Genomic DNA, 16911 nt, shown 5'->3' with positions numbered 1-16911 from the left:
ATGAACTATCTAACTCAGAATTCGCCTTACCCAGTCCATGTGCTTCCACCAATGTTGCAAGATTTTGCGCAGCAAGTTGTAGCAGCGACGCAGTCATCATACGAAATGGTAGTGCCAGTAATGCTGACAGCAATGTCGGCAGCTGTACAAGGTGTTGCTGATGTCAAAGTTCCATATGGTGAGGTGTTGCCTGTAAGCCTGTTCTCATGTGTGATTGCCAAGTCAGGAGATAGGAAATCCAGTGTACTCAAAAAGGTGATGAAGGGGTTTGAGGATTTTGAGCGAGGACGATTTTCAGATATTCCTATGGAAGGACTGAAGAGCCATCAGTTCCTCATTGAAGCGGCCACAAATAAAGGGGTAATAGATATTTTTAAAGGTGGTGCTTATTCGTTGTTTTACGCACTGGACGAGGCAGCATTGCTCTTTAAAAATTTAGATATGCCTAGTTTGTGCAAGCGCTTTGATGGATCTGCAATCAATGAAGTAACTAGGTCCCAAGGTTCAACTATTTTGCATGATAGGCATGTTGCTTTGTGCATGATGACCCAGGATATAACTTTCGAACGCTTTTTGAGCAAGAAGGGTGAGTTATTCGTACAGTCCGGCCTGATGCCACGTATGCTGATTTCCCAGGCAATCAGTGGAATAAATTCCAGTAGATGGGTTGAGCGTCTTAATGAAGAGGATCTTGCGAGACATGCTTTTCATCTGCGGGTGAAAGAGTTGATGAAGGAATATGCAAGGTCTATAGGAAAGTCTGAAATTTCACGCCAACACATTGGCTTTAATTCTGAAGCCGCAGATCTCTGGAATCAATATCATTTGCAAACAAAAAAAATCTCCGAACCATATGAAAATTGGAGCGAGATGCGATCATTCATCAGCCGCAGCGGTGAGTTGATCTGTCGTGTGGCAGCTGTTATTCAGTACTTCGTAGAACCTAATCAGGATGTTAAAGGGTGGATTATAAAAGCTGCTACTGATATAGTCGTTTGGCACCTTGATGAGGCAAAGAGAATTTTTGGAAATGGTAAAGATGAGGTGAAATTCTTTCAAGAGGTAGATGGATTATATTCCTATCTTCTAAAAAGATTTCAGCGTACGGGTAATTGCTTTATAACTCGAAGTGAGATTCTTCGGTGCGGTCCGCAGTCCATACGCAAGGCTGACATATTGGATGCTTCGATTGATAATCTTATTTACCAAGGTAAGATTCTAAAATATTTTCATGGAGGAAGAAGATATTTTAGATTAAATAATTTCCCTCATCTTTTCTAGATTGAGATTTTTAATATGAGCCTTAATTTCTGGAAAAATCTTCCACTTCTTGATTAAGTCAACTAAATCAGATATACGTAAATTTTCACCAAATGTGATATTTTCACCTCCTTTGACAGCCGGGCTTCCTATCCCTTGCTGATAATCAATCAAAACATCAGAAAATAATTTTTCATTATCATCTATAATTGATTGGATACTTCTGTATTTTGAACTTTTATTGAGCTTTGGAATAATTGATCGGATGCGAAACTTGAGAACTTCTTCGCCATAGGGTTTAAAGACTTCCTCTAAAGATGAAATTGCCTCTGAAGCGTCATGATCTAATTCTTTCAACGCCTTTAAAGTCTTCAAAGCTTTTAAGGCCTTTGAACTTTGTGAACCTGTGGCTGATCTATAGTTTCTAACTTCCTCAGATATAGGAATGCCTAGTTTTAAACCACATGATTTTCCTAGTTCATTAGCGTGTATTGAGAGAGGGAAAAATTCTTGAACAATTAAGTTGATAAATTTTCCACTTTCAAAATTTTCATCTGCAAATAGTAATTCTTTAAACTCGTCTGTAAATGGAGTTGAGATTGATTTATTTTGATTGAAATTAGTTTCGTATATATATTTGATTCTGTAAATGCATCTTAATGTTAGAATGTACTCTCGAGTTGCAATATCTTTGGATTTATCTATAATTAATCTCGATGTAGATAGTGCTAATTTTTCATTTCGCGGGTCATTATTTTCAAGATAAGAATTATTGATAAGAGTAAGATTTCTTAATAGTGAGTTTTTGTATTTATCTTCTGTCTTTGAAATATAGTCAACTGATTTTTTCCATATCGCATAAAGCTTCTGTTTTAAATTAAATGCATGACTTTCGAATGCTATGTTCTGATCATGAATTTCATCAGCATAATTTCTTAGAAATATCTTGAATTCAGGATCGTGCATGGGTTTTTGGTCTTTTTTAATTTTTGAATTGATTGTGGATGCTTTGGTCCTGATGTCAAGTTCTAATTCGACATTTTGAGGTTCTTGATAAAATTTTATCATTTTAAATAAATTTAACTTATTTTTAAATGAGTTAACATAAATTCAGCGATTTCAACTTGAATGGCGGATTCAAATCCGTAGTGCAACACCCATGGATTCAATGAATGAGGGTGGAATGCTGAGAGCTGTTGATCAACTGCTCTCGGTAAACGGCCAGTGGTGATCGTACCCTAGGTGTTTAGTCCCAGTATTTGATGGAGTGGATCAATCCTGAAGTGTTTGGGTTCGGATGTCCACTGCTTGCAAATGAATTCATACGGGGTCAATCCCTTGAGTGTCTTGAGCCTTCGACCGAAGTTGTAGGCATCGATGAAGTCCGCCAGATGCTGTCGTAGTTGCTCGTGACCTTCGTAATGGAAGCGTTTGACCGTGGCTTCTTTTATGGTTCGGTTCATTCGCTCAACCTGACCATTAGTCCACGGATGTTTGATCTTGGTGAGTCGATGTTCAATGCCATGCTCAGTGCAGACACGGTCAAAAATGTGATCGCCAGCGTACCGATCGCAAGAGCGGTTCGTGAACTGGATGCCGTAGTAAATGCATAGTGGTTGTCATCACCCCAAGGCAGCAGCATTCTTTGAATCGCTGACCACCAAAGGAGAGCACTGCCATGACCGATACACCTCTTGCCAGCCCCAGTCTCAACTGGGTTGCCATAGATATCGCCCGGTACTCGAATGCGGTTTTGATTGAAACCGCATCGGGACAGAAGCACCGTTTCCGGATGAGCAATAGTGCCGTTGATATGCAGCGCCTTATTGACTTCTTGGGCAGCCTGGGTGGCCAATGCAGGGTAGCCATGGAGCCAACCGGGGACTATCACCGCCCGATAGCACATCGGTTACTCGTGGCAGGTTTTGAAGTCGTCTCTATCTCCTCTGTCGCTCAGTCACGCTTTCGAAAGGCTATGTTCAATTCGTGGGACAAGAATGACCCCAAGGACGCATCGGTCATTTTGGAGATGCTCAAGCTGGGGCGTATTCAGCGATTTGTTAATCCCATGATCGCTGGTCACCACGACATTCAGGAGCTGTCTAAAACTTATTATCAAATCAGCAGGGCAAGGACCAAGGTGCAGAACGCGATCATCAATCACCATGTACCGCTGTACTTCCCAGAGATGCACAAATACTGGAGCAGCACTCGCAACGAGTGGTGGGTGAGGTTCATGATCGAATTCCCCACCCCCGCTCATGTACGGCAGCACACTTGCCAGGAATTCATTGATCTGTAAGCGCCAATTTCTACCCCTTCTTGTGATTTAGACCTCTGAACCAAAGAATGACGACTACGTCAATCTGGGGAAATTTCGATGGTCAATTCCGTAAAAGACTCAAGCTTCGAAGCCTGGGAGGCTCTCAGCTTGGAGTAGTCCCAAAGTGGTTTGCCACAAAAAGACTTTTGTGAACAGCGCGGCATCAACTACAAGACCTTCGCGAATTGGCGGAGTCGTAACAACGCGGCTCCTCGGCGCACAGCTAAGCGCACAGTAAAGGTTTCACGCAAGGAATCACCTCACCCACTGATCCCCCTTCAGGTGATCGAAGCGGACGCTGGCCATCCACTACCTAAACCACTCCCTGAAGTGAACGGCTCAGCACCTTCGCCTATCACCATCATTACGTCTTCAGGAGATAGGCTTCTGATCACGGATGGCTTTGACTAAAAGACCTTGCTGCGTGTCTTGCGAGTATTGAAGGAGGCTGCGTGATTGAATTCACCTCCGACAACGTTTGGTTGGCTCCTGGTGCTACTGACATGCGCAAATCCATAGATGGCCTGGCTGCGATCGCGCAGCATGTCATCAAGCAGGCTCCCACCAGCCAACAGATCTTCGTGTTCTGCAACCGCAGTTGCAGCAAGATCAAAATCCTTTATTGGGGTGGCAATGGCTTTTGGCTTCTGTACAAGCGCCTGGAACGAGGAACGTTCAGATGGCCCAAGGAGGTTGCAGTCCCGGTTTGCATCAGCCGCCGCCAACTAGCTTGGCTATTAGATGGATTGGCGCTGGAGCAGCGATTTGCCCACCGACCTATGGACGCAAAATATTTGAGCTGAGCAACCAGTGATTGGATGCTTGTGTTTTGCACATCAATGAAATATAGTTTTCGAGCTCCGGCTTGTGACTGGAGAACATGTGACATCAAACCGAACTTCATCCTCTGCCCCGTCCAATAGCCATGTCAAGATCACCAAACGCCGTATGGCTGAACATCTTGGTCTTGATGACCATCGGCTGCCGCCGTTGGATGGTGCTGCGATCAAAGCGCTGCGAGAAAAACACAACGTTAGCCAAGCCGTTTTGGCGCAAATCCTCAATGTGGGTTTGGGAGCAGTAAGGCAATGGGAGCAGGGCCTCAGAAATCCGACGGGTTCAGCCTTGAAGCTGCTGCATCTGATCGAGAAGCGCGGGATCGACTTACTCCTATAGATCTGGAAGTACGCCAGTGGGTCTTTTTTGGTAATGAACGCCCACTGCAAGAGCAACCCATCATCACAAGAGCTCCATGGCCAGAACTTCCAAGCACCCAGCTGAAAGCGGAGATTGAAGAACTAACATGCCAATTTGACTTCAAGGAAGATGAAACGTTAGGGCTCGTGATTGATGCGTTTTTTCCATCAATCGACATGACCCAACGGATCATTTTTGGACACGAAGGTCATGTGCAGCGGCGTCTTTGTTCTCTGCTAAAACTACAGAAAAACCAAATCCAGCAGAAGGCACTCGAAGCAGCTCAGCAAGGGCTTCAACTTTCCACAGCTCAGCAGGAAATTCTGAAGCTGCAGGAGTCAAACTGAATCGCCCCGGATTCCCTAGACACTTTTAAGCCGTTGGGAATGGCGTTTCTCGAACTCTATCGGAGAAATATCTCCTGCAGTGCCGTGACGCCTTTTTGGGTTGTAGAACATCTCGATGTAGTTGAAGATATCTGCCCTTGCGTCCTCGCGCGACGTGTAGATCTGGCGACGAATTCGCTCGCGCTTGAGCAACTGGAAGAAGCTCTCGGCCACTGCGTTGTCATGACAGTTACCGCGGCGACTCATGCTGGAGACTAGGTTGTGATCTCGTAGGAAGTCCTGCCAGTCATGCCCGGTGAACTGACTTCCCTGATCCGAATGCACCATGACCGCCTGATCAGGTCGACGACGCCACAGAGCCATCAGTAGTGCATCGAGTACCAAGTCGGTATCGATGCGGCTGCCCATGGACCAGCCCACGACCAGACGGGAGAACAGATCAACCACCACTGCCAGGTACAGCCATCCCTCGTGAGTGCGGATGTACGTGATGTCGGTCACCCACGATTGATTGGGCTCATCCACAGCGAAGCGGCGCTGCAGGTGGTTAGGGGCAACTATGGCGGGCTTGCCTCCGCGCATCCCAGGGCGGCGCCGGTATCCCGTTTGCGAACGCAGCCCTTGGAGCTTGAGCAAACGGGCCACGCGGTGTTTACCGCAGCGCTCTCCCAGATCCCGCATGTCCAGTGTGAGCTTGCGGTAGCCGTACACACCACCACTTTCAAGCCAGGCTTGTTTGAGCAAACCTTGCAGTCGCAGATCATCCCGAGCCCGTGGGCTGACGGGTTCAGCTTTCCAAGCGTAATACCCGCTGGGATGTACCACCATGACTTTGCACATGCTACGAATGCTGTATTCGTGCTCATGTTTCTGAATAAATGCGTACTTCACCCGAGCTGCTTGGCAAAGTACGCTGCGGCCTTTTTTAGGATGTCACGCTCCTCGGTCACACGCTTGAGCTCGGACTTTAGTCTGCGCAACTCTTCTGTCTGCGTAAGTTGAGCTTGTCGCTCTGCGGGAGGCCCTGAATGCGTCTTCAGCCACTGATACAGGCTATGTTGACTAACGCCAAGGCGCTGTGACACGTCAGCGACCTTGTGGCCTCGTTGTGTGATCTGCTTGATGGCTTCGATCTTGAATTCGTCTGGATATTTAGGCTTACTCATGGCACCTCCTATTGGGCCTCGGGATTGAGGCTCAGAAGTGTCTAGAAAACCCGGGGCGATTCAAACCGTTTGATGACTGAGCAGCTTGCTCGGTTTCGTCAAGAGCAGTTCGGTACGAGTTCAGAGCAAGTTGCGCCGCTGAATTCCGACGAAGTCGTGGCCAACGACGAGGCTGAAATACCAGCAGTTATCAAAAAACCTCGATTGGTCAGCAATGCCGGTCGTAAACCACTGCCAGCACACTTACCCCGCGAAGACGTTACTTGCGACCTCGCTGAAGCTGAGCAAAAGTGCTCTGGCTGCGATCAGCCAATGAAATTAATTGGCGACGAGTCCACTGAACGATTGGAGCTCATCCCCGCCAAGTTGGTTGTTAAGCGCTTCATCGCGAAAAAGTATGTATGCCGATGCTGCAATAAATTTGCTGTAGCGCCCATTCCTAAATCAGTGATTCCGGGTAGCAGCTTCGGGAGCTCGTCGGTGTTGGCAGACATCGCTGTCAATAAATATCAGTTTGCACTTCCCCTCAATCGGTTGACGTACATGTATGACCGTGCGGGCATGACCATCAACCGAACAACCTTGGCTAATCTCATGATTAGCTTGGCTGATCGATTGACGCCGGTCTATGAGCGCTTCCGCGAGATCCTGCTTCGCCAAGGCGTGATTCATGCCGATGAGACTACTTTGCAGGTTCTCAAAGAGCCTGGTCGAGACCCTCAGTCGCAGTCATTCATGTGGCAATACTGCAGTGGCCAGCATGCCGCACAGCCACTGGCTATGTTCGAGTACCAGCCCACACGTGCTGGTGCGCATGCATTGAAATTTCTCACAGCACCTAACGGCAAGTTTTTCAATGGCTACCTGCAGGTTGATGGGTATGCGGGGTACAACACCATACAAGCGGCTGCACGCGTAGGCTGCATGGCGCATGTGCGCAGAAAGTTCGTTGAAGTCCAGCAATCCATCCCCGCTGTCAATGCTAAGGAATCGATTGCATTGCAGCCTATCGGGCTGATTCAAAAGCTATACGTGATTGAAGCGCGGATGAAGACGGCTGCAGTGTCAGAGCGCAAGCGAGTGCGGCAGATGCAAAGCATTCCAATCTTGAACCAGCTCAAAGCGTGGTTGGACGAGCACGTAAAGCTTGTAGCGCCCAAATCACTGCTTGGCAAAGCCATTCACTATGCACTGGGTCAGTGGCCTTATGTGATTCGCTATGTTGAAAATGGACTTCTGAGCATTGACAACAACATTGCAGAACGCAGCATCAAAAATCTTGTGATCGGTCGCAAGAACTGGCTGTTTTCAACCTCTGTGGATGGAGCGTATGCAACAGCAGTGCTAACCACGATGGTTCAATCCGCGATTTTGAACAAGCTCGACCCATATCAGTACTTAGTACAGATACTCAACAAGCTACCGTACGCCGAAAGCGAAAAAGATTTCGAAGAAATGATGCCTTGGAATGTTAAGGCAGGGCTAGATGTTGCCGCTTCGCAAGAACGCCTCGCTGCTTGACTACTCATAGCTTTCAGAGCAGCCCAGTACGTGTAGTGGTACAGCTGCTCTGCAGCGGTTGCCGTCTTTCGCAGCGCGGAGCCAGCCTAACGCTTCAGTGCCGGAAGCTGTCATTGGCTCACTACTCCACTTGCTCTTACTGCTGTCGGTGGCCGCGCAGCAGGCTTCGCAATGGCTGGGCGGCGGAGCTCGCTCCGTGTGATCTGGATCTGCCGCAGAGGCTGTTGAAGGAGGGTGAAATCGGAGCAGCGACACGCGGTCGATTGGAGCGCGCCGCTATCCTCTATTTGCACTTGAGACGTGATTAAAGCTCGCGTGCCGCAGCTAGACCAAGCCGACGACTTCTGCGTGAAGTCGGCGGAGGTGTTGGTCGGACATGTCCAAGATCGGCTCGTACATGAACGAGTTCAGATGAATGTTCTCCGGCGTCATGAGCAGGACACGCTGGATGACGCTAACGTTGGCGAGCTCCGCAGGGAAGTCGGCTCGGTAGCGCTTGAGGAGCGCGGGAGTCTGATTGGAGGCAATACCGGCCAGCCAGACTGCGTCGTTGATTCTGCCAGCCATGAACCGCTCAGCCTGTAGGCGGGTAGCAATCGCCAACACGACCTTGTTCTCGAAGTTGATGCCGTCCGGTGCCTGCAGACAGGCAACGACCTCTGCGGCAAGAAGATCAATAACGCGGGCCGTAGGGTTGCCCGACTGCCCGGTGGCACCAAACAGTCTGGCGTAGATACCATCAAGATCCGCCACGGTGATTTGATCCGTGTCGACCTTCCAGTGAAGCAACGAAGTGAGGAGCAGGTAATCGGGGTCGGCCTCGCCTTTCGTGTACTCGATGAGGTTGCGCATGAAGGGCACGCAGCAGATTTTCTTGCGGTCGTCGGTAAAGAACGCTGGTTTCCAGGCATTGATAAAGACGTTGCGTACGCCCTGAGCCGCCTCGAGCGTAACGCCGGCAGTCGTCTTTGACACCATGAAGCAGTTCTTCCGCTGAACGAGGCGGCGGCTCTCGATGGTCCGGTAGAAATCGAAGTTGTGGGTCAGGATGAGCAGCTTGAAGTGCTGATCCTCGGCCAAGTCGGAGAGGTACTGAACGATGGCGTACTTGTTCTTGTAGTCGAAGGAGTCCGCGATGTCGTCTACGACCAGAAGTGTCTGCTGACCAGCCGCACGACGCACCTCGATGTCGAACAGCATGTTCAGGACGTGGAACGCCCTCTTCTCGCCTGTACTGAGTGTTTGCAGCAGGGCGTCCCGCTCGACTGGCGCATGGTCGTTGCCGTCCTTGAATACGAAGCCCAGGCGCGGTGCCGTTTCCTTGCCCAGCACCACCTGGATCTTGTTGGCCACTTCAAGATGGAAAGGGACGATAAAGCGGTTGTTGAACATATCAATGACGTCTTGCCATTGCGTGTGTTCCTGGCTGGCCTGCGCCTCGATCTCGGCGGATCGCACGGCAGCCTGCTCGACCTTGTTTATCAGGTCCACATACAGAGGGTGGTTCGCCTTAAGGTACGACATCCAGAGCTTCTTGTTGAAGGCTGCGAGGTCGGCGAGCTCTGGCAGCAGGTCTTCGTGCCCTTGCAAGTACGACTCGAACTCGCGGAGCTGCGCGTTCTTCTGGATCTGCTTCTCGAGCTCCTCATACTTTTGGCGCAGCGCGGCGTCCTCAGAAATCTTGGCGCGTTCCGCATCAACAAGGGCTTGGAGCTCGGCCTCAGAGTTGATCTCCTTTTTTTCTTCACCGTTGAGGCTCACCGAATGCTTGGCCTTAAAGAAGCCGCTGGCCTTCAACTCTTTGGCCACGTTGGTGGCCGCGTAGTAGTTGAAGCCGCCTTTCTTGAAGTACTTAGAAGCCGCTAGCAGCTCGTTGTACTTCTTCGTGTAGTCATTGATAGCCGTGCGGAAATCACCTTGTGCCAGGAACGCAACGACCCGTTCGTCGTTCAAGATGTCGTACGAAACGTCCTTGAATACGGGCTCCCAGTCCTTGGCTAATTCCTCTTTCAAGCGGGCAAGCGTCGCATCGAAATCCCCGTTGGTAGGTGCGAATGCCGACAAGACCTCGCGCTCAATCGGTCGTTTGGTTTTTGCGGTGGCCTTAACTGCGGTTATCAGGGCAGCCCGCGCAGCAGTGACACCTGCGTGCAACGCTTCATATTCCTGCCGGAGGGCGGCATTCACCAGGAGAGTTGCAGTGGCGTTTCCCTTGTTGGAAAATTCCTCGTAAGGCCTGAGAACGAGCACGTTGGCGGCCTGAATGTTGGCACTGTTCTCATCCTGGACCACACGCACTGTAGCGCGGCTCGGGAAAATCCGGTCCCGAGATGCATTACCGTCTGCGATGTCCTGGAAGGCGCTGGCCAGCGAACTCTTCATCGATCCGTTGGGCGCGTAGATGGCGACCGCAGCACTGCTACTGAAGTCCAGCACAACGTCAAGTTTGCGGATTCCATAGCAATGCTCCAGCTGGAGCTTCAGCTTGTTCATATTCTCTCCCTCGTTGTGGTTCTAGCGTACAGCGTTCCCATCGCCATTCCAATTCGTACTTCACCAGAAGAGACCGACTACAGGACTTGGCGGCAACGTGTCACTTGAGTGAGCGCATGTTGGTTGGGGAGGTCCTGCCGCTGCTGTATTGAGGCGGAGCTGGGTGGCCGGGGTCGGCCAGACACATTTGAAGCGGTCATAGCCGAGTGGAATTGGCGATCCAGCAGCGATGTTTTCTCCCTGTGCGTGCGCCGTATAGCCGACGTTAGCGACCTCAACGAGCTTCTAAACGCGAGGAGGATGTCCTCAAGCTGCTCATCTTTAGATTCCGTAGGGGAAGCCAAGCAAGTTCGCGTGAAACAGCTCCTCGGCGCGGAGGAGCATGAGGAAGGAGGACGACAGAGCAATGGCGGTTCGGATCATTACGATGTGGCCAACGATCATCTGCTCCTCTGAAAAGACGTACCGGGCGACACAGAGTCGGCTGTGCGCTTAACGTTCAAGCTGCTCGACTAAAGTTCGGAACACGCCATCTACGTCGGAGCGTGGGTCGCCGACCCTGTCTCGACCATATCGCGTTGACAGAGAGGACTGGTACTCGTCGTGTTCTTCTTCGGCATGCTGCAACTCACCCGCGAGGGTCCGAAGCTTCTCTACTTCTTGTTCGAGTTGCGCTTCCAGGTCATCCATGAGCAACTCTAGTTCGGCACTAGCGTCCACTAGGTCGTCAGCGCTCCAATCGTCCGGCACATCTGAACATAGCTCCTTGGTCTTTGCGATAAGAGCATCACGGGTTCGATCGTGCCAGTCGCCGGCATCAGGAGCAAGTTCGATCGCCCATCTAGCTGCGTCCCAAAGATAACGCACATCCAAGAAATTCCTCGCGTATCTATCCCATTTGTCAACCTCCAGTATCTGGCAGGCGGTCGCAGCCGTTTCTGGTTCGTCAGACCTGTAATGATCCAAGACAACCTTCAAGACCTCGGGTAACCAGGTAAGCTCTTGGCCCGGTATCATCTCAGCGAACTCTCGCAGGTTGTTACCGAAGATTGCGGTACAGACACTGCGCAATTGGCTTGGGTGGCTCATGCTGGAAAGGGCTTCAAAGAGTGCGTACAGCCTTTTGAGCTTTCTGCCATCAAGATTCCAGAAAACCGTCTGCCTCCCTAAATACATCTCCAATCTCGGTTCGACAACGGACAGGAGTTGAGGTGCCTTCGCCGAAATTGCCCCGGCGAATTTGGCGGCTGCGGATGTGGAGCTCTTGCTGGATAGGCTGTAGCGTGCTTCCCTCCAGAAAAGAAGCTGCGTGAAAGAGACTGCAGATTCAAAAACGGCCACAAGAAGCTCATCTTGGTTGAGCAGATCGGCCATCACGAATTCTCGGACCGACGGGTTGACGAATCGCACCATACGCCCTTCAAGCCTGCTTGTGCGGCCAAACCCAGGGTACTTTTGCGATTGGGTGAACGAGCCCTCAACCTCGCGCAGCACGTCGACGAAGGATCTATCGCTGCGATGTCCAAGCTGGAGATTCAACGAGCGCCAACCTGCCTCCAGACGCTCATATTCACAGATGCCGTCCAAGCTGGCGAGCGTGTAAGCGAGGTTACGCGCATCGACGGTCAGCTGCCGGAAGGGACGCAGCCACACTCGTGACGGGTCGTTTAGCACGGCAAGTGCGTTGTCAATGAACTGCTGAGGCGTCTTACCCTCAATTTCACTTTCTGAGCAAAGCTGCTCGACAACTCGAGGCAGAAAGTTGGGATGTTCAATGATGGTCGTGTAGGCACGTGTGTCCACTACGGCCTGGAGCACGTTCAAGCCAAGGCTCGAAAACTGTAGGTGATTCGCTAGCAGCCTCGCCCGAACGATGGGGGAGTAGTCATCGAGGGTGACCGTTGAACGTTTTAAGTTGGCCTTTGCTCGATCCAGGGGCTCATGCGCGCCCATTGCCTGATCCAGAATGTAGTCACGTGTCGTGAGAATGAACCGTTTGTTCTTGCTGTTCTTGCAATGCGTCATCAGCTCCAGCAGACGCCGGTCCTCGTTCTTCTCTAGCTTCTGTGAGAACGTCACCTGACCAAGAAAGTCGTCGTAGTAGATAACTTGCTTGGCATCGGCAGACCGACTGAGCATCCGCCAAGCTTCGTCAACGTCACGAGTAACAGAGACGACGTCGTAGCCTTCCCTTAAATAGTGTGCGAGCAGCAAGCGCGCCGCAGTCGTTTTGCCTACCCCAGGAATGCCCACGATGATGCAGTGGTGCGTATCGTCTAACGTACGAAGTGCGCGGTCGAAGCCATCATGAACGACATATCTGGAGATCTCTCGCTGGAGCATCTCAACCTCATGCTCGCTATAGGAAAAAATTCCCGCGTTTAGAACTCGTTCAAGCACTGCAACGGAACTTAGCCAGAGCTTGAAGTGCCGCCGCTCGATGTCAGGGTTGGCTGCAACGATGCTGTTCAACTCACCCGCACCCAAAATGTCTCCGGAGCTCAGGCAGTGAGGCACCAGGAGGCTCAGCAGCTTTTCTTTCTGAGGTGGACTGAGCTTGCACGAAGTACAGAGTACATAGCGTTGCGGGGCGAGCACTCTGACCTTCGCAAGCTCCTTGCTCTCAAGGTCTCTGTACAGACGCGCGAATGCATCTGGCGCATACCGTTTGCACTGGATGATGGTTGTTCGGTCTCTAGACGGCGCGTACCGTAAGTCGATACCGCCATCTCGACCGACCTTGAAAGACTCAAGCGGTACCCCAATCCGAACTTGCATCAGGTCGGCGCATAGCCGCTCAAAGTCGTCAAACGAGAGGTTTTGAAAATCGTAGCCTACAGTCATGCATGGATTCTGCCCGTGAGAGATCGGCTAGGGCGCGCCTGTACCCAGAAAAACGATATCCCGCTCCAGCTTCTCGCCTGGCTGTGCCCGCAATGAAGGCTTCGGTTAGCTGAAACATCGGAGGCAATGGTCAACTGGGTTCGGCATGAGCCTGGTGAGGAAAACGGGATCGGCCGTTTATGCTGGCACGACGCTTGTGCCGCGATCGAGGGATGGGGGACGGATACGAAGCCGCCGCAGGTGCCCACTGCGATCAATGACCGATTCCCGCGCATACTGCCGCTCAGGCGTTGGTCTGCGAATGACTTAGATCAGCTGTGTAGTACATCCGTGGTCTTTGCTTCATGCAAACACTCCTTTCGCCAGCGGCGATCATTGTGTTGCATCGATCGGTTGAATTCACAGCCTAGAGCTGTCCTTGAAGCAGGGCTACGGTCTTTTCCCATTCGGGCGATGGCATAAAACCTAAGCTTAATGTGTGCGCGTACAGGCTGTTGACCATATCCAAAGATGCGTTGACCTCGCGCGCGCAACGCAAGATCAAACTAGGCTCAATTTCGTTAAAAAAAGGAGCTAAAACTCCATTCACCCATTCATTTTTCCCACTTAAGCGACCATAGCAAAACGATGCAATCACATCCGACGAACTTACGATGGGTCCGTATGGAACATTCATATGGTTTGCAATGATGGAAGCGCCTGACATGCATCTGATTGTCTAGTATTGCTAGCTGACTTGGTAATTTCGTTGCTCGATTAGTGGTGCTCTACGAGAACTCAGCGTCTCGTTTTATCAATGCCGTCTTGGCGCTGTTTGAGCAAGGATTGATTGAGTGACCAAGTTCGAAAGGCTGCTGCTTGTAAACGCGGAATATCCGGAGCCAAGACCTCACTAGGGGTAGAAATTGGCGCTTACATTGATCTGGCCTCTACCCTGGTTGGGCGACGTGTGCATCGTGTTGCGAAACTCACTGAGATATGGGAAGCAGCGGCTCTTTCTGGGGCGTTGCCACATGATCCGCAAAGCGTTGCCGTTCAAACGTTCCAGTTCACATTGCGTCACTATCAGCATATGAACGAGCTGCGCAGCCAACTTGAGCAACAAGCGCAGGATTTACTGGGCAATGAAGTGGATTACATCAACCTGTTGTCCCTTCCTGGCGTCGGCCCGATCAACGCCTTGACGATCCTCGCCGAGGCTGGGAATATGCGCCGCTTTGGACATCATCGCCAGTTTTTAAAGTTCTGTGGCTTTGATCTGGCTAAAAGCCAGTCTGGCGTTCACCGTGGACGAGAGCAATTATCCAAACGGGGCAATGCCCGCCTGCGCCTGGCATTCTGGCTAGCGGCAGTGGTCGCAGTCCGTGCGCGTGAGAATTCGTTTCGTGAGAAGTACGACCGATATGTCAGCAGCAATCCCAAAGACCAAGACCTCAAGCGCAAAGCGCTGACAGCCGTGGCTGCAAAGATGGCCCGTGTTGCCTACGGAATTATCAAGAAGGGCCAGCCTTATCGGCGGTTCTTTGAACAGAGTTTGCCCAGCGGATCGATCCCTCTCAGTTGTGCCGTCGGGGCGCTGGCTTAGGCTGGTGACCCTATAGATAATGCTCGGACCTTCCGCTGGGCTGCCTATGCTGTTTTAAGTACGGTAAAGATCACCTCGGCCGAGTCGTCGTGAATCTTGTTTCCACTATGGTTAACCAAGGCAACCTCACGCAGCGGAACCGCATTGCTGGCTCTGTTTGTTGCTCTTTGGACTTACCGAACTGGTCTTGCCAGAGCGGTAAAACTTGCTGCTGCCGGGAAATAAAAAACTGCTTGCATTTAGTACGTTATCGGTTAGCACCGTATGGAGGGTGTATGGCACCGTCTTGATCAGATTGCGCAAGAACTGTGCAGCAATCATCTTTCCGGCCTTAGCGTGGAGTTCGGTAAAGGCGAACTTGGAGGTTCGGTCAATGGCTACAAACAAATAGAGTTTGCCTTCGGCTGTTTGAACCTCGGCAATGTCGACATGGAAGTAGCCGATGGGGTAGCTCTTGAATTTTTTCTTGGCAGGCTTGTCACCCTCAACCTCTGCTCGTCGCGAGATGCCATGACGCTGCAGGCATCGATGCAACGAGGAGCGCGTCAGGTGCGGAATGCTCGGCTGCAGTGCATATAGGCAGTCATCCAACGGCAGCAAGGTATGCCTGCGAAAGGCGACGATTGCAGCCTCATCTTCAACGGATAAAACGGTGGAGCATGGCTGTCTCGGCCCTGTTGGTAGATCGTTGACCGAGGTACGTTTCTTCCACTTCGCCATCGGCTTCTGATTGAAGCTATAGCGCGTAGAAAGAGCTCTCAAGCTCTCTTGACTATTTTGTATTGCTCTACGAATTGCCTCTGTCGTTGTGGCGCTACCGTGCAGAGTCTGGCCCAAAGTGCTTCCTTCCATTCAGGGGAAAAGTGATCTTGCCCCCGTAGTTCCGGACACCATCCAGTCGCTAAGTTAGCCCTGATGGGCGGGGTGATTCTGCCGTCGTCGGAACTCCCTGGGCGACATCATCTTCAAACTCGAATGCGGGTGAACTTCGTTGAAGTGCTCGAACGCACCCGGCAATTGCGCCAGCACCGTCGGCGCGTCACGCAGGTCCATACGGCTCATGTAGTCGCGCTTGAAGGTATTCACGAAGCTCTCGGCCATGCCGTTGCTCTGCGGGCTACACACGGGCGTGTTGATCGGCTTCAAGCCCAGCGATCTAGCAATGCCACGCGTCTCGTGCGCGATGTAGGCGCTGCCGTTGTCGGTAAGGAACTCCAATTCATGCTCCAGGGGCACGGCTTCAACCGTGCCAAAGCGCCGCTCCACGGCTTCCACCAGCATATCGCGCACCGGCTCTCCCGCAAGTCCCTTGCCCTTCCAAGCTCGCCAGGCCAGGATCTCCCGGTCGCAGCAGTCCTTGGCGAAGGTGGCTGTGACCGTCTCGCCCGAATCGCACTTGATCTCAAAGCCGTCAGAGCACCAGCGCATGTTGCTCATCGGCACACTGACCTGGCCATCGTGAACACGGCTCGAATGCCGGCGCTTGGGCGCCTTGGGCAACAGCAGTCGATGCTGCGCCATGACCCGATAGATGCGCTTGTGGTTCAGCACCTGTTGACCTTGCGAACGCCGCTCTCGATTGAGCAGCGCACCGGCGCGGCGATAGCCATAGCTAGGCAACTCGGCAATGTGGCGGCGAATATCGACCAGCAATGCCTCATCCTGGGCTGGCGCACGGCCACTGCGGCCATCTCGCCAGTCACTGGGCCTGCGATGGCGCACATACAGATTCGAGCGCGCCACACCCAGCGCTGAGCAGACCGACTTCATTGGTCGTCCCCCGGCAACAAGGGCGAGCGCGCAATCCACTTTTTTGCGGCGGCGAGCTCCACGGCTTCCTTGAGTATCTCGTTCTCCAAGGTCTTTTTGCCCAGCACACGTTGCAGCTTGGCGATCTCGGCGCGAGCTGCGGCCAGTTCCGAAGCTGGCACAACCGCTTCGCCTGCGCTCACGGCCACCAGCGCGCCTTCACGATCCAGTCGCCGCCAAGTGAATAGCAAGCTCGCTGACACACCCTCCTGGCGGGCTACGAGCGACACGCTCATGCCTGGCTCATAAGTTTTGCGAACCAAGGCCGCCTTCTCGGTAGCCGACCAGCGTCGCCTGCGCTGGTCTCGGGTGATGACCTCAATCGTCTCTGTATGTCTAGTCATACGCACAGTCCTATGCCTATCT

Annotated in this window: 13 protein-coding genes and 2 pseudogenes; 8 read left to right on the top strand and 7 right to left on the bottom strand. The window is 51.8% G+C overall.

Translation table 11 applies throughout. The annotated features are described in order from the left end of the window. Positions 1-1281 carry a DUF3987 domain-containing protein gene (locus tag JDW18_RS17185; RefSeq protein ID WP_218240666.1) on the top strand — a complete coding sequence of 427 codons (1281 nt, stop codon included), beginning with the start codon at positions 1-3 and terminating at the stop codon, positions 1279-1281. Here JDW18_RS17185 and JDW18_RS17180 read toward each other — a convergent pair. Then, positions 1255-2328, bottom strand: coding sequence for a hypothetical protein (locus JDW18_RS17180; RefSeq protein ID WP_218240664.1), 1074 nt, complete (start codon positions 2326-2328; stop codon positions 1255-1257). The two genes, JDW18_RS17185 and JDW18_RS17180, sit on opposite strands and share 27 nt — an antisense overlap. A gap of 170 nt (positions 2329-2498) precedes the next feature. Continuing rightward, positions 2499-2858: pseudogene (locus tag JDW18_RS17175) on the bottom strand (integrase core domain-containing protein); the annotation flags it as partial. An 80-nt stretch (positions 2859-2938) separates the two neighbouring features. On the opposite strand from JDW18_RS17175, the gene JDW18_RS17170 reads away from it, so the two are divergent. From JDW18_RS17170 to JDW18_RS17155, 5 genes are all read left to right on the top strand, one after another. Further along, positions 2939-3562 carry an IS110 family transposase gene (locus JDW18_RS17170; RefSeq protein ID WP_218240662.1) on the top strand — a complete coding sequence of 208 codons (624 nt, stop codon included), beginning with the start codon at positions 2939-2941 and terminating at the stop codon, positions 3560-3562. 150 nt (positions 3563-3712) lie between these two features. After that, positions 3713-3994 carry an IS66 family insertion sequence element accessory protein TnpA gene (gene tnpA / locus JDW18_RS22880; RefSeq protein WP_425514747.1) on the top strand — a complete coding sequence of 94 codons (282 nt, stop codon included), beginning with the start codon at positions 3713-3715 and terminating at the stop codon, positions 3992-3994. A 41-nt stretch (positions 3995-4035) separates the two neighbouring features. Further along, positions 4036-4386 (top strand): IS66 family insertion sequence element accessory protein TnpB, encoded by a 351-nt coding sequence (tnpB, locus tag JDW18_RS17165; RefSeq protein WP_218240661.1) that lies wholly within the window; start codon positions 4036-4038, stop codon positions 4384-4386. Between the two features lie 145 nt (positions 4387-4531). Then, complete coding sequence (locus tag JDW18_RS22875) at positions 4532-4759, top strand: helix-turn-helix domain-containing protein (protein WP_425514811.1); 228 nt, start codon at positions 4532-4534, stop codon at positions 4757-4759. After that, on the top strand, positions 4672-5127 hold the full coding sequence (locus tag JDW18_RS17155; RefSeq protein WP_218240659.1) for a hypothetical protein: 456 nt from the start codon (positions 4672-4674) through the stop codon (positions 5125-5127). Before JDW18_RS22875 ends, JDW18_RS17155 begins: the two co-directional genes overlap by 88 nt. Positions 5128-5142: 15 nt before the next feature. Here the strand turns inward: JDW18_RS17155 and JDW18_RS17150 are convergent. Then, positions 5143-6293 (bottom strand): IS3 family transposase gene (locus JDW18_RS17150; protein WP_218239616.1). Its coding sequence is split into 2 segments (ribosomal slippage): positions 5143-6047 and positions 6047-6293, totalling 1152 coding nucleotides; the frame shifts between segments, so codons are not numbered across the junction. 72 nt (positions 6294-6365) lie between these two features. Here JDW18_RS17150 and tnpC point away from each other — a divergent pair. Then, positions 6366-7814, top strand: a complete 1449-nt coding sequence (tnpC, locus tag JDW18_RS17145; RefSeq protein ID WP_218240658.1) for an IS66 family transposase — start codon at positions 6366-6368, stop codon at positions 7812-7814. A gap of 324 nt (positions 7815-8138) precedes the next feature. On the opposite strand, the gene JDW18_RS17140 is transcribed toward tnpC, so the two are convergent. Then, positions 8139-10307 carry an ATP-binding protein gene (locus JDW18_RS17140; protein ID WP_246610034.1) on the bottom strand — a complete coding sequence of 723 codons (2169 nt, stop codon included), beginning with the start codon at positions 10305-10307 and terminating at the stop codon, positions 8139-8141. Positions 10308-10799: 492 nt separating this feature from the next. After that, complete coding sequence (locus tag JDW18_RS17135) at positions 10800-13151, bottom strand: ATP-binding protein (RefSeq protein ID WP_218240657.1); 2352 nt, start codon at positions 13149-13151, stop codon at positions 10800-10802. A gap of 829 nt (positions 13152-13980) precedes the next feature. Between JDW18_RS17135 and JDW18_RS17130 the strand changes: the two genes are divergently transcribed. Continuing rightward, positions 13981-14736 carry a transposase gene (locus JDW18_RS17130; RefSeq protein WP_218240656.1) on the top strand — a complete coding sequence of 252 codons (756 nt, stop codon included), beginning with the start codon at positions 13981-13983 and terminating at the stop codon, positions 14734-14736. Positions 14737-14982: 246 nt separating this feature from the next. On the opposite strand, the pseudogene JDW18_RS17125 reads toward JDW18_RS17130, so the two are convergent. Beyond that, a pseudogene (locus tag JDW18_RS17125) lies at positions 14983-15573 on the bottom strand (transposase family protein); the annotation flags it as partial. Between the two features lie 69 nt (positions 15574-15642). Then, positions 15643-16889, bottom strand: a protein-coding gene (locus JDW18_RS17120; protein ID WP_425514746.1) for an IS3 family transposase whose coding sequence is annotated in 2 segments (ribosomal slippage) — positions 15643-16559 and positions 16559-16889 — 1248 coding nt in all. Because the reading frame shifts where the segments join, the coding sequence is not laid out codon by codon here. Between the last annotated feature and the right edge of the window lie 22 nt (positions 16890-16911).

The sequence above is a fragment of the Comamonas fluminis genome, assembly GCF_019186805.1.
GTDB classification, from domain to species: Bacteria; Pseudomonadota; Gammaproteobacteria; order Burkholderiales; family Burkholderiaceae_C; genus Comamonas; species Comamonas fluminis.
This window is presented reverse-complemented; position numbering and strand designations above follow the sequence as displayed.

What these genes read in the sequence shown, in the direction of transcription:
- JDW18_RS17185 (WP_218240666.1), top strand. Translation starts at nt 1, where the DNA reads ATGAACTATCTAACTCAGAATTCGCCTTACCCAGTCCATGTGCTTCCA.
- JDW18_RS17155 (WP_218240659.1), top strand. Translation starts at nt 4,672, where the DNA reads ATGGGAGCAGGGCCTCAGAAATCCGACGGGTTCAGCCTTGAAGCTGCT.
- JDW18_RS17140 (WP_246610034.1), bottom strand. Translation starts at nt 10,307, where the DNA reads ATGAACAAGCTGAAGCTCCAGCTGGAGCATTGCTATGGAATCCGCAAA.
- JDW18_RS22875 (WP_425514811.1), top strand. Translation starts at nt 4,532, where the DNA reads ATGGCTGAACATCTTGGTCTTGATGACCATCGGCTGCCGCCGTTGGAT.
- JDW18_RS17135 (WP_218240657.1), bottom strand. Translation starts at nt 13,151, where the DNA reads ATGACTGTAGGCTACGATTTTCAAAACCTCTCGTTTGACGACTTTGAG.
- tnpC (WP_218240658.1), top strand. Translation starts at nt 6,366, where the DNA reads ATGACTGAGCAGCTTGCTCGGTTTCGTCAAGAGCAGTTCGGTACGAGT.
- JDW18_RS17170 (WP_218240662.1), top strand. Translation starts at nt 2,939, where the DNA reads ATGACCGATACACCTCTTGCCAGCCCCAGTCTCAACTGGGTTGCCATA.
- JDW18_RS17180 (WP_218240664.1), bottom strand. Translation starts at nt 2,328, where the DNA reads ATGATAAAATTTTATCAAGAACCTCAAAATGTCGAATTAGAACTTGAC.